The following is a 20,749-nucleotide window of genomic DNA, read 5'->3' as shown; positions in this document are numbered from 1 at the left end:
ATGACGGAAATGATGTCCAAGCATCATGAGAGTCCATCCCTAACTCAATAGCCGGGTGTTGCACTCAGCCTCTGAAACCGCCAGGAATAAAAACATGATTACCCGGCACAGTGAAACATCGCGACCCTCTCTAATTGAACGATTTGGCCTGCAGATGACCTTAACGCGACCAATATCACGGCTTTAAACACCTTCGACGTCGCACCCCGGCCAGTGCTTGGGTACAATTCCCCGTTAATTCGCTCGAGTTTCAGGAACATACCAATGATCGCTTGTCTGCGGCTGCTCTCTGCCCTCTGCCTCGCTGCCCTTCTCGCAGCGTGTGCAAGCTCGCCCTCGTCCAGTCTTGGCGAGCTGCCTCGAACCCCTGATGCCAGCATCGAGCAACTGCTTGATCAGGCCGCCAACGCCAAAACACCCGAGCAGGCCGCAACGCTGCGCTTGAGTGCTGCAGACCTGGCCAACCGCCAGAACGATGCGGGACGCGCTGCGCAGATCCTCGGGCAGGTGCAACTCGATCAACTCAAGCCAGGCCTACAGGTTTTTGCCAGCACGCTGTCCGCCGAACTGGCGATGGGCCGCAATCAACCCAAAGCAGCGCTGACCGCCTTGAATCACCCAAGCATGCAGCGCCTGGGCGAATTGTCGGTCGAGCAGCAGGTGCGCACCCACATGGTCAAGGCGCGTGCGCTGGAAGCCGATGGTCAGGCGCTGGCAGCGGTTCATGAGCGGGTTTACGCAGGCCCGCTGTTGCAGAGCGCAGATGCAGGCGCCAACAACGATGCGATCTGGACACTGGTTTCCGCCCTTCCGGCCGATCAGCTGCAAAGCGCAGCGACCGACGACATGGGCGGCTGGCTGAATCTGGCTCGCTCGATCAAAGGCGCCGGTACGCTTGAGCAACAACAGGCTGCCATCGATAACTGGAAAGCCCAGAACCCGAAACACCCAGCCGCACTGCAATTGCCTACCGCTCTTGCACAACTGCGCGCGCTGACCAGCGAGCCGATCACCAAAATCGCCCTGCTGCTGCCACAGGACGGCCAACTGGCCTCGGTGGCCAAAGCGTTGCGCGAAGGCTTCATGGCCGCGCACTTTCAGGCGCAGCAGGCAGGGCAAAATCCCCCCGCCATTCAAGTGTTCGACAGCTCGCGCGTGACCTCGATGGATGAGTTCTACCGTCAGGCCCAGGCTGCTGGCGCACAACTGGTGGTCGGCCCACTGGAAAAGAACCTCGTCAAACAGCTGAACAGCCGCCAGCAACTGCCGATCACTACCCTGGCACTCAATTACAGCGACACCAGCACCGAAGGTCCCGCGCAACTGTATCAGTTCGGCCTGGCCGCAGAAGACGAAGCCCGCGAAGTGGCACGTCGCGCCTGGGCAGACGGCAAGCGCAGCGCTGTCGCCATGGTTCCGAAGGGCGAATGGGGCGACCGCGTTCTGGATGCCTTCCGCAAGAGCTGGCAGGCCAAGGGCGGCACGCTGATCGCCGCCGAGCACGTTGATCAACCTGTGGAGCTGGCGCAACAGGTCGCTGATCTGTTCCAGCTGCGTAACAGCGAAGGCCGCGCCCAGCGCCTGCAAAGCACTGCCGGCACCCAGGTCGCCGCCCAGCCAAGCCGTCGCCAGGACATCGACTTCATGTTCCTCGCCGCCACCCCGCAGCAAGCGCAGCAGATCAAGCCGACCATGGTCTTCCAGTACGCTGGCGACGTTCCGGTCTATGCCACCTCGCACCTTTTCACCAACAGCAATGACCATGCGCAGTACATGGACCTCAATGGCGTGCGCTTCTGCGAAACCCCTTGGTTGCTGAATGCCGATGATCCACTTCGCCAGCAGGTCACTGCCCAATGGCCACAGGCTGCCGGCAGCCTCGGCCGACTGTACGCAATGGGCATCGACGCCTATCGCCTGGCGCCACGTCTTGCCCAGCTCAAGGCGATGCCTGACAGCCGCATCGACGGCCTGTCCGGCAGCCTGAGCATCAATCCGGGCCGTCGCGTGGAGCGTCAGTTGCCTTGGGCCGAGTTCGTCGATGGCAAGATCCAGCGTCTGCCGGACACCGCACCTTGATACCACGCAGCACCCGCCAGCAAGCAGGGCGCGAGGCCGAAGCCTTCGCCCTGCAGTTTTTGCAACTGCAGGGGCTGCGCCTCATTGAACAAAACTGGCTGTGCAAACGCGGCGAGCTTGATCTGGTCATGCTTGACGGCGATACAGTAGTATTCGTCGAAGTTCGCTACCGACGTCATGCCGGATGGGGTGGCGCGGTGGAAAGTGTCGATTTTCGCAAGCAAGAAAAACTCGTCATCGCCGCACAGCTTTTTCTGCAACAGGTATCATGCTGGGCCGATTATCCGTGCCGTTTCGACGTGATCGCCATTGAAGGCAGCCCTGGCAGCGCTCATGGCAGCGCCGTACCGCTGAACTGGATCAAAAGCGCTTTTGACAGCTGACCTCGTGCAAGGGCCTCGCAGCCCTGTCGCCGTCATCACCTGCAACAGGCTTGTGCCCTATCGATTTCGCTATTTGCTTTGCCGGCTGCACACCTTGTGTGCCGGATAGCTTCCGGGAGAACCCGGCGCATCCGTCCCGCCGCCGTACGCTCTAATTAAGGTCACATTGATGGACATGCAATCCCGAATTCGCCGGCTGTTCCAGGCCAGCATCGACACCAAGCAACAGGCGATGGAAGTCCTTGCACCCTTTATCGAGCAAGCCAGTCAGGTCATGGTCAATGCCCTGCTCAACGAAGGCAAAATGCTTGCGTGCGGCAACGGCGGATCGGCTGGCGATGCACAGCACTTTTCCTCGGAAATGCTCAATCGCTTCGAGCGCGAACGGCCCAGCCTGCCGGCCATTGCGCTGACCACCGACAGCTCGACGATCACCTCGATCGCCAACGACTACAGCTACAACGAAATCTTCTCCAAACAGATCCGCGCATTGGGCCAACCAGGCGATGTGCTGCTGGCCATTTCCACCAGCGGCAACTCGGCGAATATTATTCAGGCCATCCAGGCCGCACATGATCGCGAAATGATTGTCGTAGCATTGACGGGACGCGACGGTGGCGGCATGGCTTCGCTACTATTGCCCGAGGACGTGGAGATCCGCGTACCGGCCAACGTCACGGCACGCATACAAGAAGTCCATCTGCTGACGATCCATTGCCTTTGCGATTTGATCGACAGCCAACTGTTCGGGAGTGAAGAATGACCCCTAATCGTCTTAGCCTACTGGTTCTGACACTGTGCCTGAGCGTCACCGGATGCAGTTCTGTGCTGACGGCCGCTCGCGACAAGCCGATCGAAGATGATCGCGGCACCCGCACCTTCGGCAGCAAGATCGATGACTCACTGATCGAGACCAAGGCAGCCGTCAACATCTCCAAGGCCAACCCTGACCTTGCCGAGGGCTCGCACATTGTCGTGACCAGCTTCAATGGCATCGTCCTGCTCGCAGGCCAGACGCCACGCGCCGACCTCAAGGCAATCGCCGAACAGGCCGCCGCTTCAGTCCAGCGCGTCAAGAAGGTCAACAACGAGCTGCAGGTCATGGCACCGTCATCCCTGCTGGCGCGTAACAACGATGCCTGGCTGACGACCAAGATCAAAAGCCAGATGATCGCTGACGCTTCGATTCCCGGCTCGCGCATCAAGGTCGTGACCGAGAACGGCATCGTGTTCCTGCTGGGCCTGGTGACTCAGGACGAAGCCAATCGCGCCACCAACTTGGTGCAAAGCGTCTCGGGCGTCCAGAAGATCGTCAAACTGTTCGAATACATCGACTGACGGCCAATGGGCAGACGTAAAAAAGGCGATCCTGGGATCGCCTTTTTTATTGCGCATGTTTTACTTCACGACCTTCAGGCTTGGCCTGCCGCTTGGGCGCGGTGGCTCGCTGTCGGGTGGCGGCGTGTTATCTTCGGTCTCGATCTCTTCACCCTCTTCAAGAGAAGGCTCCAGATCGAACACCATACCCTGACCATTCTCGCGGGCATAAATGCCCAGGATAGCAGCCACAGGCACGTACAGTGTGTGCGGCACACCGCCGAAGCGGCCTTCAAAGCTGACCGCATCGTTGTCCATGTGCAGATGACGCACGGCACTTGGCGAAACGTTCAGGACAATCTGCCCATCATTGGCAAAGCCCTGTGGGACCTGCACCGATGGGTATTCCGCATTGACCAGCACATGCGGAGTGCAATCGTTATCGACGATCCACTCATAAAGAGCGCGAACAAGATAAGGGCGACTGGAGTTCATTAACGGCTCCTTAAGCCTTAGCGCATTTCACGTTCGGCGCCAGACAGACTTGCCTGGAAAGCCTCACGCGCAAATTGACGCTCCATATAATCAAGCAACGGCTTGGCAGGCCGCGGCAATTCAATACCCAAAATCGGCAAACGCCAGAGTATGGGGAGTAGACAGCAGTCAACAAGACTTAGCTCGTCGCTCATGAAAAAAGCTTTTCCCGCGAACAGCGGCGAAACCCCGGTCAGGCTTTCACGCAGCTCCTTGCGCGCCTGAACGCGGGCAGGCTCTTTGCTGCGGGTATCCAAAATCAGATCCACAAGGCCACACCAGTCACGCTGGATCCGATGGATCAGCAGACGGCTGTTGGCACGGGTGACTGGATAGACAGGCAACAAGGGCGGATGCGGATAACGCTCATCCAGGTATTCCATCACCACCGTGGACTCGTACAACGCCAGGTCGCGATCGACCAGGGTAGGCACGCTGCCATACGGATTGACTTCGATAAGCTGCGGCGGATGACGACCCGCCACAACCTCAATGATCTCGGCGCTGACACCTTTCTCCGCGAGCACGATGCGCACGCGATGGGAATAGTGGTCGGCGGGGTCGGAGTAACAGGCCAACCGGTTGGTCACGCCCATGGCGGTCCTCCTCGCTTGTAAAATTTATCGGACAGACGAACGAACGCACCCTCAGGGGGCACATCCGATAATGAACGCAACAGGACAGGTGTTCGTCGCGGGCGACAAGATAGCTTATTTACGCTTGTAAATTCTGCAATCTTGCGCAAAAAGCCTATAAATCTTGCGAAATGCACCCAAAATGCCTGCCTGAACGATAGCTCAAGCCGTAAAAATGCGCCCATAAAAAAACGCCCAACCCCGTGAGGAGGTGGACGTTCTTTCTGGAACGAAGAGCGAATTAACGCTTCGAGTACTGCGGACGCTTACGCGCTTTACGCAGACCGACTTTCTTACGTTCAACTTCACGAGCATCGCGAGTCACGAAGCCTGCTTTACGCAGAGCGCCGCGCAGAGTCTCGTCGTACTGCATCAGAGCGCGAGTGATACCGTGGCGGATTGCGCCAGCCTGACCACTTACACCGCCACCGATTACGGTGACGTAGATGTCGAACTTTTCAACTGTCTCGGTCAGTTCCAGCGGCTGACGAACTACCATGCGGGCAGTCTCGCGGCCGAAGAAATTGTCCAGGGAGCGGTTGTTGATCGAGATGTTACCAGTGCCCGGACGCAGGAAAACGCGTGCGGTTGCGGTCTTGCGACGGCCAGTGCCGTAATTTTGAGTCGCCGACATAATGAACTATTCCGTTAAAACTTCAGTTCTAGGGGCTGCTGAGCAGTATGAGGGTGTACAGCGCCCGCATAGACTTTCAGCTTACGATACATGTCGCGACCCAGCGGATTCTTAGGCAGCATGCCTTTGACCGCGGTCTCGATCACGCGCTCAGGAGCTTTGGCGATCAGCTTTTCGAAGTTGATCGACTTGATCCCGCCCGGAAAACCGGAGTGTGAGTAGTAGATCTTGTCGGTGGTCTTGGCACCAGTAACACGGATCTGCTCGGCATTGATCACGACGATGTAGTCGCCGGTGTCAACGTGCGGAGTGTATTCCGGTTTGTGCTTGCCACGCAGACGGCTCGCGATTTCGGTGGCCAGACGACCCAGGGTCTGACCAGCAGCGTCGACGACGAACCAGTCGCGCTTAACTGTTTCCGGTTTAGCAGTAAAAGTTTTCATTCTTTATAGCCTCAGGGGCCGCCCTGAAAATTAGACGGCGGATCTTACTGAATAGTGCGTACTTTGACAAGTCAAAGGCAGCCGGAAACAGACGCTATCGGGGGCTCGGGTCAGCGCGTCCGTTATACGGCAAGATTCTTCGGCAGACGGCGCATCACTTCCACTGCAAAGAGCTGGCGAATTATACAGACTGGGCAAATAACCTCAACCGGATTTTTTGTTCACGTCCTGTTTATTGCCTGCGAGGCATGGATTGGCGGATATTTGCGCGCTTAGCACAAAGCCATCACGCTCTCGCTCCGAGCGAACGAGGCATGAGGTGGCTGGACACGCCTGACAAAAAATAAGACGATCCAGCCGTTGCTTGACCATTTACCCATATAAGAATAAAGATTATGCCGATCCAACACGCCACTCTTCTGCACCGCGTCAGCATTCTGATCACCGACAAAATGTTTGCCTCGACCGTCATGCAGGCCAAGGACTTCTTCCATCTGGCCAGCCTGCGCTACAGCAAACAATTGGGCCAGGGCCTGATACCTGCCTTCGAAACGCGCCTGGTCAGCCCGGACGGGCTGCCGGTCAGCAGCTTCAGCGACGTCACCCTGCCGGTCGACGGCGCGCTGTGCCAGAGCGATATCATCGTCATTCCGGCCTTCTGGGATGATTTTGAAACCCTGTGCCAGCGCTACCCACAGATCCTCCCCTGGTTACACGAGCAACACGCCAATGGCGCCGTGCTCTGCGGCGAGGCCACCGGCGTGTACTGGCTGGCCGAGGCCGGGCTGCTTGATGGCAAGGAAGCCACCACTTACTGGCGATTCTTCACTGCCTTCGCCGAGCGCTATCCCAAGGTGCTGCTCAATCAGGAGAAACACCTGACTGACGCCGATAACGTGTATTGCGCAGGCGGTACGACATCAGCCTGCGACCTCTACATCTACCTGATCGAGCGCTTCTGTGGCGCCAACGTCGCCCAGGCTGTCGCCCGCGACATTCTCTACGAAGTGCGCCGCACGTATGCGCCTGGGCGAATCGGTTTTGGCGGGCAGAAACTGCATCAGGATGTGGTGATTCTGCAGATCCAGCATTGGCTCGAAGAGCACTTTGCCGACAAATTTCGCTTTGAAGACGTCGCCCGCGAGCACGGCATGAGCATTCGCAATTTCATGCGCCGCTTCCAGGCCGCAACGGGCGACAAGCCACTGCACTACCTGCAGCGACTGCGGATCGAAACGGCGAAGGGGTTGCTGTCAGGCACGCGCAAGAGCATCAAGACCATCAGCTACGAAGTCGGCTACGACGACGCCAGCTTCTTCGCCCGCCTCTTCCGCCAGCACACCGAACTGTCACCCAACCAGTACCGGCAACAGTTCGAGAGCCTCAAGCTGCAAGGGGGGAGCTGAAAGGGGTGGGCTACAAGCTACAAGCTACAAGCTACAAGCTACAAGCTACAAGCTACAAGCTTTTGACTTGCGGCTTGCAGCTTGAAACTTGCAACTGCTCTACTAGGGCCTATGCGCCCGCGAGAGAAACTCGTGGGATTGCATTTCCAGCAGGCGGCTCAGGGTGCGCTGAAACTCGAACATCAACCGGCCACCGGTGTACAGGTCTTTCAATTCAACCTCGGCTGAAATGATCAGCTTGACGTTGCGATCGTAGAACTCGTCGACCATGTTGATGAAGCGCCGGGCGATGTCGTCGGTGGAGACGTCCATTTGCTCGACGCCGCTGAGCAGCACCGCGTGGAAAATCTTGCCCAGTTCGATGTAATCGTTCTGGCTGCGCGGCCCGTCACACAGCTCGCGGAAGTCGAACCATGCCACGTCGTCACAGGTACGCAGGGCACGGATCTCGCGATTCTCGATCATCAACACGTCATTTTCGACGGTTTCTGCGCAATCCGGGGTCAGCGCCTTGAAGCTTTTGCGCATGCTTTCCTGCGCGGCGTCGTTGAGCGGAAAATGAAACAGCTCAGCCTGCTCAAGGTGACGCAGGCGGTAGTCAACGCCACTGTCGACGTTGACGATGTCGGTATTCTGCTTGATCAGCGCAATGGCTGGCAGAAAGCGCGCTCGCTGCAGACCGTCCTTGTACAGGCCGTCCGGAACGATGTTGGACGTCGCGACCAGGGTCACGCCATTCTTGAACAGCTCTTCCATCAGCGTGCCGAGGATCATGGCGTCGGTGATGTCGGAAACGAAAAATTCGTCGAAACAGATGACCCGCGCCTCGTCGGAAAAACGCTTGGCGATGATCGTCAGCGGGTTTCTCTCGCCCTTGAGGGTCTTCATCTCTTCGTGCACGCGCTTCATGAAGCGGTGGAAGTGCGTACGGACCTTGTCCTGGAACGGCAGCGCTTCAAAGAACGTGTCGACCAGATAAGTCTTGCCGCGACCCACGCCACCCCAGAAGTACAGACCCTTGACCAGGGTCGGCTCTTTCTTGCCAAACAGCTTGCCGAACAGGCCTGGCTTGCTGTCGTGAGCGGCGACCAGATCGTCATATAGGCGCTGTAAATGGCGCACAGCGTTTTCCTGCGCGGCATCATGGAAGAAGTCCGGGCGTTTCAGATCAGCTTGATATCGTTCTAGGGGCGTCATAATTCGTTAGCAAGGCAACAAAAACGGGTCGTCACTGTAGCGACGACCCCGGGGATTGGCAATCAGTCCTGTTGAGGAGCGAGCGCCAGCTTGAGGGTCTCAACCGCATTGTCACGTGCAGAGGCATCGGCGAACACCGGGCTGTCGGCTACACACTCGCCGTTCAGCCACAGCGTAAAGCGATCGGCGTCACTGCGCAGATCCAGTTCACCGCCCTGCTGCAACTGCTTGCTGACGATGCCGGCCGCCTTGCCGTCGGCAAAAGTGCGCGACAACAGCAATTGCTCGCCATCGGCGGCCAGCAGGCGGAAACGGAAACTGCCGTCGTCCTCACGGAAGCTGACGAAACGCGCGCCCTTGGCAGCCTTTTTCTTGCCGGTGTCAGCGTTCTGCACCGCGGTGCGGAACGAGCGCAGACCAACGGCCTCACGCAACTCTTCAAGGAACGGGGTAGCAACGCGACGGGCTTTCTGGGCACCGGCGAGCAGGATGTCTTCCAGATCGGCCGGGCGCTCGATCAGGCTCAGGTACTGCTCACGCGCCTCGCCCAACTGCCCGTCCAGCAAGGTAAACAGGCGAGTCTTCGCCTCACCCCAGCCAAGGCCCTGCAACAGTTCGGACCGGAACTCTGCACACTGCTCAGGGGTGGAGAACGCCTGATACAGCGTGAACAGGTGAGAATTGTCCGGATCTTTCGCTTCACCGGGCGCCAGCGAGTCGGTCACGATGCGCGAAATGGCGCTTTTCATGTCTTTGGCGCTGCTGAACAGCGGGATGGTGTTGTCGTAGCTCTTGGACATCTTGCGCCCGTCGAGCCCCGGCAACGTGGCAACGCTCTCTTCGATCAACGCCTCCGGCATGACAAAGAATTCCTTGCCCTTGCCGAACAGGTGGTTGAAACGCTGACCGATGTCACGGGCCATTTCAACGTGTTGAATCTGATCGCGGCCCACCGGAACCTGATGCGCGTTGAACATCAGAATGTCGGCCGCCATCAGCACCGGGTAGCTGTACAGGCCCATGGTAATGCCCGCATCCGGGTCTTCGCCGCCTTCGACGTTCTTGTCGACCGACGCCTTGTAAGCGTGCGCACGGTTGAGCAGGCCCTTGGCAGCAACGCAGGTGAGCAGCCAGGTCAGTTCCGGGATCTCCGGGATGTCCGACTGGCGATAGAACGTCACACGATCGACATCAAGACCGGCTGCCAGCCAGGTCGCGGCGATTTCCAGACGCGAGCGCTGAATGCGCAGCGGGTCATCGCATTTGATCAACGCGTGATAATCGGCCAGAAAGTAGAACGAATCGACGTCACTCTGACGGCTGGCAACGATGGCCGGGCGAATTGCGCCCGCGTAGTTGCCCAGATGGGGAGTGCCGGTGGTCGTGATACCGGTCAGGATACGAGTGGTCATGGCAGGTCGCTTATCTAAAGGATGCAATACGGGCTGCAATCAGTTGGGGAGTCGCGGCAGGAGCAGATCTTTCAGATCAGTCAGCTTGCCGTGAAAAAAGTGTCCGCATTCTGCCACTTTCAGCAGCTCATGGGGGCGTTGCAGCGCGGCCGACCATGCATAGACTGTTTCAGGGTCGATGACTTCATCGGCTTCTGGCTGAATGATCGTCAGCGGGCAGCCGTGTGGCAATACGCTCTGGTCCTGGAGACGCGAGGCAGCTGCAGCAATCAGAAACAAATGCGTGAGCTTTTCGCCCTGCGCTTCGAGGCGACCGCCCAGGTTGGCAGCGACATAACCGCCGAACGAAAAACCGAACAGCGTCATCGGCAAATCCGGATGCTGCGCCCGCAACCATTGGGCAGCGGCCTGGGCGTCGTCGATTTCGCCGGGCCCGGCCACCGATGTACCGGCACTGGCACCGACGCCGCGATAATTGAAACGCAGGGTGATCAAACCCTGGTCGCGTGCGGTACGCTGCAACGTCGAGACGACTTTATTGAGCATCGTGCCGCCCTGGATCGGGTTAGGATGGCAGATCAGCGCCACGCCTCTGGCATCCGGCACATCCTGATACAGCGCTTCGAGCTGGCCTTCTGGGCCATCGATAAAAAATGGGGTTTCACGCATGAGCAAAACAGAACTCCGTGACCTCGAAATGGGTCGACTCGTCTAGCTGATTGTCTGCGGCTTGCATATCAACGACACGTCGCGGGTATACAGCGCAGGTTCGAGCCGTTAACGTAAAGCAAAGCCGTTTATAGAGGAAGGACTCGTGGAACACTCGCTCTTAGTCTGGTTGTTGCCGACGCTCGCCCTGGTGGCCGGTGTCGTCATTGGTTTTCTGGTGGCACGTTTGCTGCCCAACACCGTTCCGAACAGCACTCAGCGCCAGCTGGATGACATTCAGGAGCGTTTCGACACCTATCAGAACGAGGTAGTCACTCACTTCAACAGCACGGCTAATCTGGTACAGAAGCTTTCGCAAAGCTATCAGGACGTTCAGGAGCACCTTGCAGAAGGCGCCAACCGTCTGGCGCTCGATGACCTGACCCGCCAGCGTCTGCTGGCCGCGCTGCACCCGGAGGCCAATCAGGCACACCGCGACCATCGCGATCGCCTGACCCCGCCGCGCGACACCGAAACACCCAAGGACTACGCCCCCAAGTCGCCTAACACCCCTGGCATGCTCGATGAGCATTACGGCTTGAAAAAGTAAGGTTCACCGCCACACAAAAGCCCGCCGCAGAGAGCCTCTGCGGCGGGCTTTTTTGTGGATGTAAAACGGTGAAGCTGAGCGTTATACACAAGTCCTGAAACACCTGGAAAATGGCTTCTGCCCGCAGGGCGTGCGGACTTGTCCGCGATCTGCCGGGAACCTGCAGTAAACCGGTGCATACGGTACATCAGGTACAACCGAGGTCGTCTGGATCAGGGCCGCTTCGCAGCCCATCGCGGACAAGTCCGCTCCTACAAAAACCGAGATATCGCGGACAAGCGAAGCGTCGTCCGGTCCGCCCCTGCGGAGCGGACGCTTTGTTAGCGTTTGTGTATCAGATCGCGCCACGACCACGCAGCAGATCCAGTACCTGTTTGACGCTTTCTTCCACGCTGAGTGTCTGCGTGTCGATCACCAGATCGGCATTCAGTGGCACGTCATACGGGAAGGACTCGCCCGGAATGTTGTCGCCATCGGCGGCATACAGGCCTTGCGGGTCACGTTCACGGCAGACCGCTGGAGACGCCTGAACGTAGACGGTCACCAGACGCTCCTTGCCGATCAGCGCCTTGGCGCGTTCACGGCCTTCAGCGTCCGGCGCAACGAAGGCCGCCAGGGTCAGCAGGCCCGCTTCGTTGAACTGACGCGCCACATGCGCGGCACGGCTCCAGTTCTCGGTGCGGCCGGCGCGATCCTGCGGCAAGCCCTTGTTCAGGTCATGGCGCAGGTTCTGGCCGTCCAGCACGTAAACCGCGCGGCCCATGTCGAACAACTTGCGCTCCACCGCGTACGCCAGCGTACTTTTACCAGCGCCAGACAGGCCGCTGAACAGCACGGTGGCTGGCTGCTGACCGAAGCGCTGTGCACGCTCTTCGGTAGAAACGTGAGCCAGCTCGCCATGATGCTGCGAACCACCGCCCGACACCGGCTTGGCGATGATCATGCCTGCAGCAACGGTGCCATTGGTCAGGCGATCGATAACGATAAACGCGCCAGTAGTGCGGTTGCTGCTGTAGCCATCCAGCGCGATAGGCGCATCGAGGCTGACTTTGACACGACCGATCTCGTTCAACTGCAACGAGCTGGCAGGGCCTTCTTCCAGCGTGTTCACATCGACCCGATGGGTGATGCTGGCAATCGAGCCCGGCACGTAGCTGGTGGCGCGTTTGATGTCGTATTTCTTGCCCGGCAGCATCGGCTCTTCAGCCATCCACACTAGCATGGCGTCGAACGCATCGCTGACCTGCGGGATGTTGTCGGCGTGCACCAGCAGATCACCACGGGAGATGTCGATCTCGTCTTCCATGGTCAGCGTGACCGCCTGACCCGGCCCGGCCTGCTCCAGTTCACCTTCAAATGTGACGATGGACTTCACACGGCTGCTCTTGCCCGACGGCAGCACAACGATCTCGTCGCCCTTGTGCACGATGCCGCTGGCCAGCGTACCGGCAAAACCACGGAAATTCAGGTTCGGGCGGTTGACGTACTGCACCGGAAAACGCAGGTCCGTGTAGTTACGGTCGTTGGCGATTTCGACGGTTTCAAGAATTTCCATCAGCGACTGGCCGGTGTACCAGGGCGAACGCTCGCTCTTGTTCACCACGTTGTCGCCCTTGAGCGCCGACATCGGCACGAAAGCCATGGTGGTCGGCTTGAAGGCTATGCCCTCGGCAAACTTCAGATAATCCGCCTTGATCGACTCGAATACGCCTTCGTCGAAGCCGTTGAGGTCCATCTTGTTGATGGCCACAACGATGTGCTTGATGCCCAGCAGCGAGGCGATGTAGCTGTGACGACGGGTCTGGGTCTGCACGCCGTAACGCGCATCCACCAGAATGATCGCCAGATCACAGGTCGACGCACCGGTGGCCATGTTGCGGGTGTACTGCTCATGGCCTGGCGTATCGGCAATGATGAACTTGCGCTTGGCCGTGGAGAAATAGCGATAAGCGACATCGATCGTGATGCCCTGCTCCCGCTCGGCCTGCAGGCCATCCACCAGCAACGCCAGATCGACGTCATCGCCCGTGGTGCCGGACTTTTTCGAGTCACGGGTAATGGCTTCCAGGTGATCTTCGTAGATCATCTTGGAATCGTGCAGCAGACGCCCGATCAGCGTGCTCTTGCCGTCATCGACGTTGCCACAGGTAAGAAAGCGCAGCATTTCCTTGCGTTCGTGCTGGCCCAGATAGGCGAGGATGTCCTCGCTGATCAAATCAGATTGATGACTCATTGCGGTTGAGCTCCAAGCTATAAGCTTCAAGCGGCAAGCTTGTCGGCGTACAGCTATTCAGAAATTTTGTTGATCAGTCCGCACAGCATTTTCGAGAGCTCGCGGGTTTCAGTAATCAAGGCTGCTGCAAGTGCCTCAGGGATATAACCGATTTCACTGCCTATCATCAGTTGAGTTCTCAGCTCACCGCACGACACCTTCGCAATACACAAAAAGCGACATTTTTCCTTGGCAGTGAATCGCTCCATGCCCTCTGCAATATTGCTCGGTACCGACAGACCAGAGCGTGTGATCTGGCTTCTGAAAGCCAGATCAGAACAAGAGGCCATCTGCTTGTAGAGGATGACCGCCAACGCCTTTGCTCTTTGCCATACCAAAAGTTTCTCGAAGTCCATTTCGATCACCTGCTTTTTGATTCACTTGCAGCTTGCCGCTTGAAGCTAAAAGCTGCTCTTTAGAAATAACCCTGACGTTTCTTTTCTTCCATCGAGCCTGCACCGTCGTGGTCGATGACCCGGCCCTGGCGTTCGGAAGTTCGCGTCAGCAGCATTTCCTGAATGATGTCGGTCAGGCTGGTCGCTTCGGACTCGACAGCACCGGTCAGCGGGTAGCAGCCGAGGGTGCGGAAACGGACTTTTTTCTTGACGATGCGCGACTTTTCTTCGTCGGTGAGGTGCTCGAGGATGCGCTCGTCGTCGATCATGATCAGCGTGCCGTTCTTCTCGATCACGTCGCGCTCGGCGGCGAAATACAGCGGTACGATCGGGATGCCTTCAAGGTAGATGTACTGCCAGATGTCCAGCTCGGTCCAGTTGGACAGCGGGAACACGCGGATCGACTCGCCCTTGTTGACGTTGCCGTTATAGACATTCCACAGCTCGGGACGCTGATTTTTCGGGTCCCAGCGGTGTTTGCTGTCGCGGAACGAGTACACGCGTTCCTTGGCCCGGGACTTTTCTTCGTCGCGTCGGGCGCCGCCGAAAGCGGCATCGAAACCATGCTTGTCGAGCGCCTGTTTCAGGCCCTCGGTCTTCATGATGTCGGTGTGTTTGGCGCTGCCGTGGGTGAAGGGGTTGATGCCCTGCGCCACGCCATCGGGGTTGATGTGAGTGATCAGGTCCAGGCCCATTTCCTCGACCATCTGGTCGCGAAAGCGATACATCTCCTGGAATTTCCAGCGGGTATCGACGTGCATGACCGGGAATGGCAGCTTGCCGGGGAAGAAAGCCTTGCGCGCCAGGTGCAGCATCACGGCCGAATCCTTGCCGATCGAGTACAGCATCACCGGGTTATCGAACTCGGCGGCGACCTCGCGGATGATGTGGATGCTTTCCGCCTCCAGCTGTTTCAGATGCGTCAGTTTGTCAACCATGGCTACTCACGGATTGCGTTCGTTATGGACCGGGAAAACCCGGGGCGGCCTGCGGGCCGTATTCGAGCCGCGCACTTTAACATGCGTGATATCGCTAATCAGCGATGCCGCTAGATCGAAACGATCTATGCATATGCCTCACTGTTTGGTCATTCAAATCGGGTTGGGGCAATCTATGAAGATATGCTCCAGCGCGAAACGACGAGCCAGGTAATCGCCCAGCGCCTGAACGCCATACCTCTCGGTGGCGTGGTGACCGGCAGCGATGAAGCTGATGTCATTCTCGCGCGCGCTGTGAAAGGTCTGCTCCGACGCTTCGCCACTCAGAAACAGATCGACGCCTTCCAGCACCGCCTGATCGATGTAACCCTGACCGCCACCGGTGCACCAGCCGACCCGGCGAATCATCTGGCTGCCTTCGATGAGCAATGGCTCACGCCCCAGCGCGTCCTGCACGCGACGGGCGAAATCCCGCGCGGTCATGGGTTCGGACAACGAGCCGATCAACCCGACCACACGGGCGTTTTCGGGGTCCAGCGGGCCTTCAACCGTGATGTCCAGTTGACGCGCCAGTTGCACGTTGTTACCCACTTCAGGGTGCACGTCCAGCGGCAGGTGATAGGCAAGCAGGCTGATGTCGTGTTTAAGCAGGGTTTTCAGGCGACGCAGCTTCATGCCGACGACACAGGGGTTTTCGCCCTTCCAGAAATAGCCGTGGTGCACCAGGATCAGATCAGCCTGGGCCTCCACGGCGGCGTCCAGCAGTGCCTGGCTGGCGGTCACGCCGCTGACGATGCGCATCACCTGCGGCCGGCCTTCTACCTGCAGCCCGTTGGGGCAATAATCCTGAATACGGGCACTGTTCAGATAGCGGTCGGCTTCTTCGACGAGGGTGCTCAGAGCAACAGCCATAAAAGACTCCTAAATATGCAGTTCAGAGCTGCGTTGTACTCGTATAATGCCCGCCATTATGGCGCACCCGTGGCAAAACTTTCTGCGCCCGCAACCATCAGGACTTGTTAAATGTTCAAGGCACTGCGTTTTTTCGGCTGGCCATTGCTGGCTGGCGTGCTTATCGCCCTGCTGATCATCCAGCGTTATCCGCAGTGGGTTGGCCTGCCGAGCATGGATGTCAATCTGCAACAGGCCCCACAAACGACCAATGTCATGCAGGGCCCCTCTTCCTATGCCGATGCGGTCATTGCCGCAGCGCCAGCGGTGGTCAACCTCTATACCACCAAGATGGTGAACAAGGGCACCAACCCGCTTTTTGAAGACCCGCAGTTCCGGCGCTTCTTTGGCGACAACACGCCTAAACAGAAGCGCATGGAGTCCAGCCTTGGTTCTGGCGTGATGATGAGCCCGGAAGGCTACATCCTGACCAATAACCACGTCACCACGGGCGCAGACCAGATCGTGGTGGCGCTCAAGGACGGCCGCGAAACCATCGCCAGAGTCATCGGCAACGACCCGGAAACCGACCTTGCGGTCTTGAAAATCGATCTGAAAAACCTGCCAGCCATTACCATCGCGCGCTCCGACGGTATTCGCATCGGCGACGTCGCACTGGCCATCGGCAACCCGTTTGGGGTCGGCCAGACCGTGACGATGGGCATCATCAGCGCCACCGGGCGTAACCAGTTGGGCCTGAACACGTATGAAGACTTCATTCAGACCGACGCAGCCATCAACCCCGGCAACTCGGGCGGGGCGCTGGTGGATGCCGCTGGCAATCTGATCGGCATCAATACCGCGATCTTTTCCAAGTCCGGCGGCTCTCAAGGTATTGGCTTCGCCATCCCTACCAAGCTGGCGATGGATGTCATGAAGTCGATCATCGAACACGGTCAGGTCATTCGCGGCTGGCTGGGCATCGAAGTGCAACCGTTGACCCCGGAGCTGGCAGAGTCCTTCGGGCTCAAGGATCGTCCGGGCATCGTTGTCGCAGGTATTTTTCGCGATGGGCCAGCGCAGAAAGCCGGACTGCGGCTGGGTGACGTGATTCTTGCCATCAATGGTGAACCTGCGGGGGACGGCCGTCGCTCGATGAACCAGGTGGCGCGCACCAAGCCCAAGGACAAGATTGCAATCGACGTGATGCGTAACGGCAAGGAAATGCGCCTCAGCGCAGAAGTAGGCCTGCGCCCACCGCCTGCACCGACACCTGCCGCAGCGCCCGAGTAATCAGGGCGAACGGCTAAAGCCTGATGACGGGTTGGCTTTCAGAAAGCGCCGCTCGTGATCGGGGGTTGGCAGCAGGCAGGAATCATAACGGCCAAATAGCCGGTATCGATTCAAGGCGATTCTGTCGTACAGCCAGTCGCGTATAAACGCCGGGAAGAAGCGCAACACCCTCAGCCAGCGCCAGGGCGCCGGAAAACCCGACAGGGCGACAAAGAAGGCCTCGGAGCGAACATAGAGCCGGTCCCCCGTGACGGCCGCCATTGTGTCAAAACGATCCAGTGGAAGGCCCGCCCATTCCAGCAGCGCCTGGCCTTCCGGCGATTGCACGGTCGCCAGGCGTATCCGCTGCCTGTGGTCATGGCGAATAATGAATTTTGCCCAGCCGTTGCATAACTTGCAGACGCCATCGAACAGCACGACTGTTTCACCCGTTTTCAGGAACGGCGCGGGGTTGGGCTGAGTGGTGTTCGATTGCATGACCTCACTCCTTTTTTGGCGGGCTTGCCCCGGATTGCCCGGGCCGCTGCAGGTTAGCATGTGACGCCGAGCGCCACGGGTCGTGCGCCAACGCATTGGCACGAGAGTGGAGATTATCGTTCCTCACGCTCCAGCGTGACTATCGTGCCGATGCTCCGCGTCGGCATGCCGTTCTGGACGCTCTGCGTCCTCTTTGTGTTCGTGGCGCTCCGCGTCGCAAAGCGGTTTTGCGATGTCAGTCGGATATGCTCCAGGCTCAGGTCACCTTTTCGCCCCTCGGCGACTCACTTTGAGGGACCAAAGTGAGCAAAGTCCCAGCTCCGTTTCCGGCCCGACTTCGTCGGGTTCCTTCGCCCTGTCACTGATCCGGGGGCCGCCGCAACGGGCCATCCTTGGCCCGGTGCGGCTTGCTCGGCGTCCTGCCTCGCATCCCCCGGATCAGCGACAGAGCTCAGCCGTCACGTACGTCGCACTCTGCGTCGTCAGTGGCATTGCGGAAAAAGCGCTTTCTTCTATATGCAGTGACTACGGGCAAGGCATGACAGGGTGCAGCAGCACCTACTTGACGCAAAGCGTCCAGAACGGCATGCCAACGCAGAGCATTGGCACGATAGTCAGTTAGCCGAGCGCGGAGCGTGGGACGGTAGGTGATCCGCGCACCCGCTCCGCTCAGATATCGCTCAACCCTTCCAGCAACGCCTGATGCTGCTCCGGCGTGCCGATGCTGATGCGCAGGAACTGGGCGATGCGTTGCTGTTTGAAGTGACGGACGATGACGCCCTGTTCGCGCAGTTTCGCGGCCAGGGCGGCGGCGTCGTGTTGCGGGTGGCGGGCGAAGATGAAGTTGGCGGCCGAGGGCAGCACGTCAAAGCCTTTGCCCCGCAATTGCTCGACCAGCGCCTCGCGGCTTTCAATGACTTTGTTGCGCGTCAACTCGAAGTGCTCGCGGTCTTCAAACGCTGCAGCACCGCCCACGTTGGCCATGCGGTCCAGCGGGTAGGAGTTGAAGCTGTTCTTGACCCGTTCCAGCGCCTCGATCAGGTCAGGATGACCGACCGCCAGACCGACGCGCAGGCCGGCCAGCGAGCGCGATTTGGACAAGGTCTGCGTAACCAGCAGGTTGGGGTAGCGATCCACCAGGGTGATCGCGGTTTCGCCACCAAAGTCGATATACGCTTCATCGACCACCACCACCGAGTCCGGGCTGGCCTTGATGATCTGCTCGACCGCGTCCAGCCCCAGCAGGCAACCAGTCGGTGCATTCGGGTTGGGGAAGATGATCCCGGCATTCGGCCTGGCGTAGTCTTCGGCGCGAATCTGGAACTGCTCGTCCAGCGCGACCATTTCATAGTCGATGCCATACAGGCCGCAATAGACCGGATAAAAGCTGTAGCTGATGTCCGGAAACAACAGCGGCGCGTCGTGCTGGAACAACGCGTGGAAGATGTGCGCCAGTACTTCATCGGAGCCATTACCGAGAAACACCTGGCTGGGCTGCACGTTGTAATAACTGGCAACGGCGTGCTTGAGCAGGTCGCTATTGGGGTCGGGATACAGGCGCAAGTCGTCGGTCAGCGCGGCGCGCATGGCTTCGACAGCCTTGGGCGACGGGCCGTAGGGGTTTTCGTTGGTGTTGAGCTTGACCAGTTTGGTCAGCTTCGGCTGCTCGCCCGGCACATAAGGCACCAGACCACTGACAAAGGGGCTCCAGAATTTGCTCATTATTTGCCGTCCTCAAGGTTGCCAGCTTTCCAGTCAAGATCAGTGATGCGGTATTCGGCGCTGCGGGCGTGGCCGCTCAAGGATTCGCCACGGGCCAGTACCGACGCGGTCTTGCCCAGTTCGGATGCGCCCTCTGGCGAGCAATAGATGATCGACGAACGCTTCTGGAAGTCGTAAACGCCCAATGGCGAGGAAAAACGCGCCGTACCGGAGGTCGGCAGTACGTGGTTGGGACCCGCACAGTAGTCGCCCAGTGCCTCGCTAGTGTGACGGCCCATGAAGATCGCGCCGGCGTGACGAATGTGCGGCAGCCAGGCCTCAGGATCGGCAACGGACAATTCAAGGTGCTCGGGCGCAATGCGGTTGGCCACTTCGATGGCTTGCGCCATGTCCGCCACCTTGATCAGCGCACCACGGCCATTGATCGATGTTTCAACAATAGCCGCTCGCGCCATGGTCGGCAGCAAACGCGTGATGCTCGCGGCAACCTTGTCGAGGAATTCGCCGTCCGGGCTGACCAGAATGGCTTGAGCATCTTCGTCGTGCTCGGCCTGGGAGAACAGGTCCATGGCAATCCAGTCAGGATCGGTCTGGCCGTCGCACACCACCAGAATCTCGGAAGGGCCGGCAATCATGTCGATGCCGACCTGCCCGAACACATGGCGCTTGGCCGTGGCGACATAGATGTTGCCAGGGCCGACGACCTTATCGACCTTCGGTACGCTCTCAGTGCCGTAGGCCAGGGCCGCCACGGCTTGCGCGCCACCAATGGTGAACACGCGGTCAACGCCGGCGATACAGGCTGCCGCCAACACCAGCTCATTGATTTCGCCACGCGGCGTTGGCACGACCATGACCACTTCGGTCACACCCGCCACTTTCGCTGGTATGGCATTCATCAACACCGACGAGGGGTAAGACGCCTTGCCGCCGGGCACGTACAAACCGGCTCGATCCAGCGGCGTGACTTTCTGGCCCAGCACCGTGCCGTCGGCCTCGGTGTAGCTCCAGGAGTCCTGCTTCTGCTTCTCGTGGTAGCTGCGCACACGCTCGGCGGCTTTTTCCAGTGCCTCACGCTGAACCGGCGTAATGCGCGTCAACGCAAGCTCCAGACGTTCGCGGGGCAGGATCAGCTCAGCCATCGAAGCGACCTGCAGGCCGTCGAATTTCTGAGTAAATTCAACGAGCGCTGCGTCGCCACGCTCACGCACGGCCTTGATGATGTCGAGCACGCGCTGGTTGACCGAGTCGTCAGACACACTTTCCCAGCTCAGCAGATGATCCAGATGGCGCGCGAATTCCGGGTCAGCAGCGTCAAGTCGGCGAATTGCAGTGGGCGTGGTCATAGCGGGGGCCTCAATAATTGGCGGATGCTCAGGAGCCTAAAGCTACCAAGCTATCCGCGCAGGCACCTGAGAAATTTGGCTATGACACGGATAGCTGGACGCAACTCATCGTTGCGT

22 protein-coding genes are annotated in these 20,749 nt (G+C 59.0%); 8 read left to right on the top strand and 14 right to left on the bottom strand.

Annotated elements, in window-relative coordinates:
• Window positions 1–264: 264 nt before the first annotated feature.
• The 4 genes from DW49_RS0111345 (at window position 265) to DW49_RS0111330 (ending at window position 3,800) form a co-directional block, all read left to right on the top strand.
• Window positions 265–2,079, top strand: a complete 1,815-nt coding sequence (locus DW49_RS0111345; RefSeq protein WP_005620305.1) for a penicillin-binding protein activator — start codon at window positions 265–267, stop codon at window positions 2,077–2,079.
• Window positions 2,076–2,462 carry a YraN family protein gene (locus tag DW49_RS0111340; protein ID WP_005620307.1) on the top strand — a complete coding sequence of 129 codons (387 nt, stop codon included), beginning with the start codon at window positions 2,076–2,078 and terminating at the stop codon, window positions 2,460–2,462. Before DW49_RS0111345 ends, DW49_RS0111340 begins: the two co-directional genes overlap by 4 nt.
• A 169-nt stretch (window positions 2,463–2,631) precedes the next feature.
• Window positions 2,632–3,225 (top strand): phosphoheptose isomerase, encoded by a 594-nt coding sequence (locus DW49_RS0111335; RefSeq protein ID WP_005620308.1) that lies wholly within the window; start codon window positions 2,632–2,634, stop codon window positions 3,223–3,225.
• Complete coding sequence (locus tag DW49_RS0111330) at window positions 3,222–3,800, top strand: BON domain-containing protein (RefSeq protein ID WP_003377612.1); 579 nt, start codon at window positions 3,222–3,224, stop codon at window positions 3,798–3,800. Before DW49_RS0111335 ends, DW49_RS0111330 begins: the two co-directional genes overlap by 4 nt.
• A gap of 60 nt (window positions 3,801–3,860) precedes the next feature.
• On the opposite strand, the gene DW49_RS0111325 is transcribed toward DW49_RS0111330, so the two are convergent.
• From DW49_RS0111325 to rplM, 4 genes are all read right to left on the bottom strand, one after another.
• Window positions 3,861–4,274, bottom strand: a complete 414-nt coding sequence (locus DW49_RS0111325) for a ClpXP protease specificity-enhancing factor (RefSeq protein WP_005620310.1) — start codon at window positions 4,272–4,274, stop codon at window positions 3,861–3,863.
• Between the two features lie 17 nt (window positions 4,275–4,291).
• Window positions 4,292–4,909, bottom strand: a complete 618-nt coding sequence (locus tag DW49_RS0111320; RefSeq protein WP_005620312.1) for a glutathione S-transferase N-terminal domain-containing protein — start codon at window positions 4,907–4,909, stop codon at window positions 4,292–4,294.
• Between the two features lie 280 nt (window positions 4,910–5,189).
• On the bottom strand, window positions 5,190–5,582 hold the full coding sequence (gene rpsI, locus DW49_RS0111315; protein ID WP_002555064.1) for a 30S ribosomal protein S9: 393 nt from the start codon (window positions 5,580–5,582) through the stop codon (window positions 5,190–5,192).
• A gap of 14 nt (window positions 5,583–5,596) precedes the next feature.
• Window positions 5,597–6,025, bottom strand: a complete 429-nt coding sequence (rplM, locus tag DW49_RS0111310) for a 50S ribosomal protein L13 (RefSeq protein ID WP_003377605.1) — start codon at window positions 6,023–6,025, stop codon at window positions 5,597–5,599.
• Between the two features lie 494 nt (window positions 6,026–6,519).
• On the opposite strand from rplM, the gene DW49_RS0111305 reads away from it, so the two are divergent.
• Entirely contained in the window at window positions 6,520–7,431 is a 912-nt protein-coding gene (locus DW49_RS0111305; RefSeq protein WP_161780197.1) for a GlxA family transcriptional regulator, read from the top strand.
• Between the two features lie 102 nt (window positions 7,432–7,533).
• Here DW49_RS0111305 and zapE read toward each other — a convergent pair whose 3' ends face one another.
• From zapE to DW49_RS0111290, 3 genes are all read right to left on the bottom strand, one after another.
• On the bottom strand, window positions 7,534–8,628 hold the full coding sequence (zapE, locus tag DW49_RS0111300; protein ID WP_003377601.1) for a cell division protein ZapE: 1,095 nt from the start codon (window positions 8,626–8,628) through the stop codon (window positions 7,534–7,536).
• A 62-nt stretch (window positions 8,629–8,690) separates the two neighbouring features.
• Window positions 8,691–10,040: a tryptophan--tRNA ligase gene (locus tag DW49_RS0111295; protein WP_005620319.1), complete on the bottom strand. Its 1,350-nt coding sequence runs from the start codon at window positions 10,038–10,040 to the stop codon at window positions 8,691–8,693.
• 39 nt (window positions 10,041–10,079) lie between these two features.
• The gene (locus tag DW49_RS0111290; protein ID WP_017709473.1) at window positions 10,080–10,709 is read right to left on the bottom strand and encodes an alpha/beta hydrolase; all 630 of its coding nucleotides are present in this window, start codon (window positions 10,707–10,709) and stop codon (window positions 10,080–10,082) included.
• Between the two features lie 145 nt (window positions 10,710–10,854).
• Here DW49_RS0111290 and DW49_RS0111285 point away from each other — a divergent pair, with 145 nt between their 5' ends.
• Entirely contained in the window at window positions 10,855–11,298 is a 444-nt protein-coding gene (locus tag DW49_RS0111285; protein ID WP_005620321.1) for a Z-ring associated ZapG family protein, read from the top strand.
• A 334-nt stretch (window positions 11,299–11,632) separates the two neighbouring features.
• Here the strand turns inward: DW49_RS0111285 and cysN are convergent, their stop codons facing one another.
• The 4 genes from cysN to DW49_RS0111265 all read right to left on the bottom strand — a co-directional run bounded on the left by cysN (window position 11,633) and on the right by DW49_RS0111265 (window position 15,815).
• Complete coding sequence (cysN, locus tag DW49_RS0111280; RefSeq protein ID WP_003377595.1) at window positions 11,633–13,531, bottom strand: sulfate adenylyltransferase subunit CysN; 1,899 nt, start codon at window positions 13,529–13,531, stop codon at window positions 11,633–11,635.
• 53 nt (window positions 13,532–13,584) lie between these two features.
• A complete protein-coding gene (locus DW49_RS0111275; RefSeq protein ID WP_024420961.1) occupies window positions 13,585–13,926 on the bottom strand; it encodes a four helix bundle protein in 342 nt (113 codons plus the stop codon).
• A 59-nt stretch (window positions 13,927–13,985) separates the two neighbouring features.
• Window positions 13,986–14,903 (bottom strand): sulfate adenylyltransferase subunit CysD, encoded by a 918-nt coding sequence (gene cysD, locus DW49_RS0111270; RefSeq protein WP_003313577.1) that lies wholly within the window; start codon window positions 14,901–14,903, stop codon window positions 13,986–13,988.
• Between the two features lie 153 nt (window positions 14,904–15,056).
• The gene (locus DW49_RS0111265; RefSeq protein ID WP_005620324.1) at window positions 15,057–15,815 is read right to left on the bottom strand and encodes a Nif3-like dinuclear metal center hexameric protein; all 759 of its coding nucleotides are present in this window, start codon (window positions 15,813–15,815) and stop codon (window positions 15,057–15,059) included.
• A gap of 111 nt (window positions 15,816–15,926) precedes the next feature.
• Between DW49_RS0111265 and algW the strand changes: the two genes are divergently transcribed.
• Complete coding sequence (algW, locus tag DW49_RS0111260; protein ID WP_003377590.1) at window positions 15,927–17,087, top strand: Do family serine endopeptidase AlgW; 1,161 nt, start codon at window positions 15,927–15,929, stop codon at window positions 17,085–17,087.
• Here algW and DW49_RS0111255 read toward each other — a convergent pair whose 3' ends face one another.
• Window positions 17,088–17,564 carry a thiol-disulfide oxidoreductase DCC family protein gene (locus DW49_RS0111255; protein WP_005620325.1) on the bottom strand — a complete coding sequence of 159 codons (477 nt, stop codon included), beginning with the start codon at window positions 17,562–17,564 and terminating at the stop codon, window positions 17,088–17,090. It abuts the gene before it with no gap.
• Between the two features lie 400 nt (window positions 17,565–17,964).
• On the opposite strand from DW49_RS0111255, the gene DW49_RS1000000134220 reads away from it, so the two are divergent.
• Complete coding sequence (locus tag DW49_RS1000000134220) at window positions 17,965–18,186, top strand: hypothetical protein (RefSeq protein WP_081681968.1); 222 nt, start codon at window positions 17,965–17,967, stop codon at window positions 18,184–18,186.
• A 47-nt stretch (window positions 18,187–18,233) separates the two neighbouring features.
• On the opposite strand, the gene hisC is transcribed toward DW49_RS1000000134220, so the two are convergent.
• Window positions 18,234–19,286: a histidinol-phosphate transaminase gene (gene hisC, locus DW49_RS0111250; protein ID WP_005620326.1), complete on the bottom strand. Its 1,053-nt coding sequence runs from the start codon at window positions 19,284–19,286 to the stop codon at window positions 18,234–18,236.
• Window positions 19,286–20,632: a histidinol dehydrogenase gene (hisD, locus tag DW49_RS0111245; RefSeq protein ID WP_005620328.1), complete on the bottom strand. Its 1,347-nt coding sequence runs from the start codon at window positions 20,630–20,632 to the stop codon at window positions 19,286–19,288. Before hisD ends, hisC begins: the two co-directional genes overlap by 1 nt.
• Between the last annotated feature and the right edge of the window lie 117 nt (window positions 20,633–20,749).

Source organism: Pseudomonas avellanae BPIC 631, from assembly GCF_000444135.1.
GTDB lineage: Bacteria > Pseudomonadota > Gammaproteobacteria > Pseudomonadales > Pseudomonadaceae > Aquipseudomonas > Aquipseudomonas avellanae.
This window is presented reverse-complemented; position numbering and strand designations above follow the sequence as displayed.

Bases quoted from the DNA above. Each gene is read 5' to 3' on its own strand.
- DW49_RS0111265 (WP_005620324.1), bottom strand. From the start codon at position 15,815: ATGGCTGTTGCTCTGAGCACCCTCGTCGAAGAAGCCGACCGCTATCTG.
- DW49_RS0111345 (WP_005620305.1), top strand. From the start codon at position 265: ATGATCGCTTGTCTGCGGCTGCTCTCTGCCCTCTGCCTCGCTGCCCTT.
- rplM (WP_003377605.1), bottom strand. From the start codon at position 6,025: ATGAAAACTTTTACTGCTAAACCGGAAACAGTTAAGCGCGACTGGTTC.
- DW49_RS0111325 (WP_005620310.1), bottom strand. From the start codon at position 4,274: ATGAACTCCAGTCGCCCTTATCTTGTTCGCGCTCTTTATGAGTGGATC.
- DW49_RS0111255 (WP_005620325.1), bottom strand. From the start codon at position 17,564: ATGCAATCGAACACCACTCAGCCCAACCCCGCGCCGTTCCTGAAAACG.
- algW (WP_003377590.1), top strand. From the start codon at position 15,927: ATGTTCAAGGCACTGCGTTTTTTCGGCTGGCCATTGCTGGCTGGCGTG.
- DW49_RS0111275 (WP_024420961.1), bottom strand. From the start codon at position 13,926: ATGGACTTCGAGAAACTTTTGGTATGGCAAAGAGCAAAGGCGTTGGCG.
- hisD (WP_005620328.1), bottom strand. From the start codon at position 20,632: ATGACCACGCCCACTGCAATTCGCCGACTTGACGCTGCTGACCCGGAA.
- rpsI (WP_002555064.1), bottom strand. From the start codon at position 5,582: ATGTCGGCGACTCAAAATTACGGCACTGGCCGTCGCAAGACCGCAACC.
- DW49_RS0111335 (WP_005620308.1), top strand. From the start codon at position 2,632: ATGGACATGCAATCCCGAATTCGCCGGCTGTTCCAGGCCAGCATCGAC.
- DW49_RS0111330 (WP_003377612.1), top strand. From the start codon at position 3,222: ATGACCCCTAATCGTCTTAGCCTACTGGTTCTGACACTGTGCCTGAGC.
- DW49_RS0111320 (WP_005620312.1), bottom strand. From the start codon at position 4,909: ATGGGCGTGACCAACCGGTTGGCCTGTTACTCCGACCCCGCCGACCAC.
- zapE (WP_003377601.1), bottom strand. From the start codon at position 8,628: ATGACGCCCCTAGAACGATATCAAGCTGATCTGAAACGCCCGGACTTC.
- DW49_RS0111290 (WP_017709473.1), bottom strand. From the start codon at position 10,709: ATGCGTGAAACCCCATTTTTTATCGATGGCCCAGAAGGCCAGCTCGAA.
- cysN (WP_003377595.1), bottom strand. From the start codon at position 13,531: ATGAGTCATCAATCTGATTTGATCAGCGAGGACATCCTCGCCTATCTG.
- cysD (WP_003313577.1), bottom strand. From the start codon at position 14,903: ATGGTTGACAAACTGACGCATCTGAAACAGCTGGAGGCGGAAAGCATC.
- hisC (WP_005620326.1), bottom strand. From the start codon at position 19,286: ATGAGCAAATTCTGGAGCCCCTTTGTCAGTGGTCTGGTGCCTTATGTG.
- DW49_RS0111295 (WP_005620319.1), bottom strand. From the start codon at position 10,040: ATGACCACTCGTATCCTGACCGGTATCACGACCACCGGCACTCCCCAT.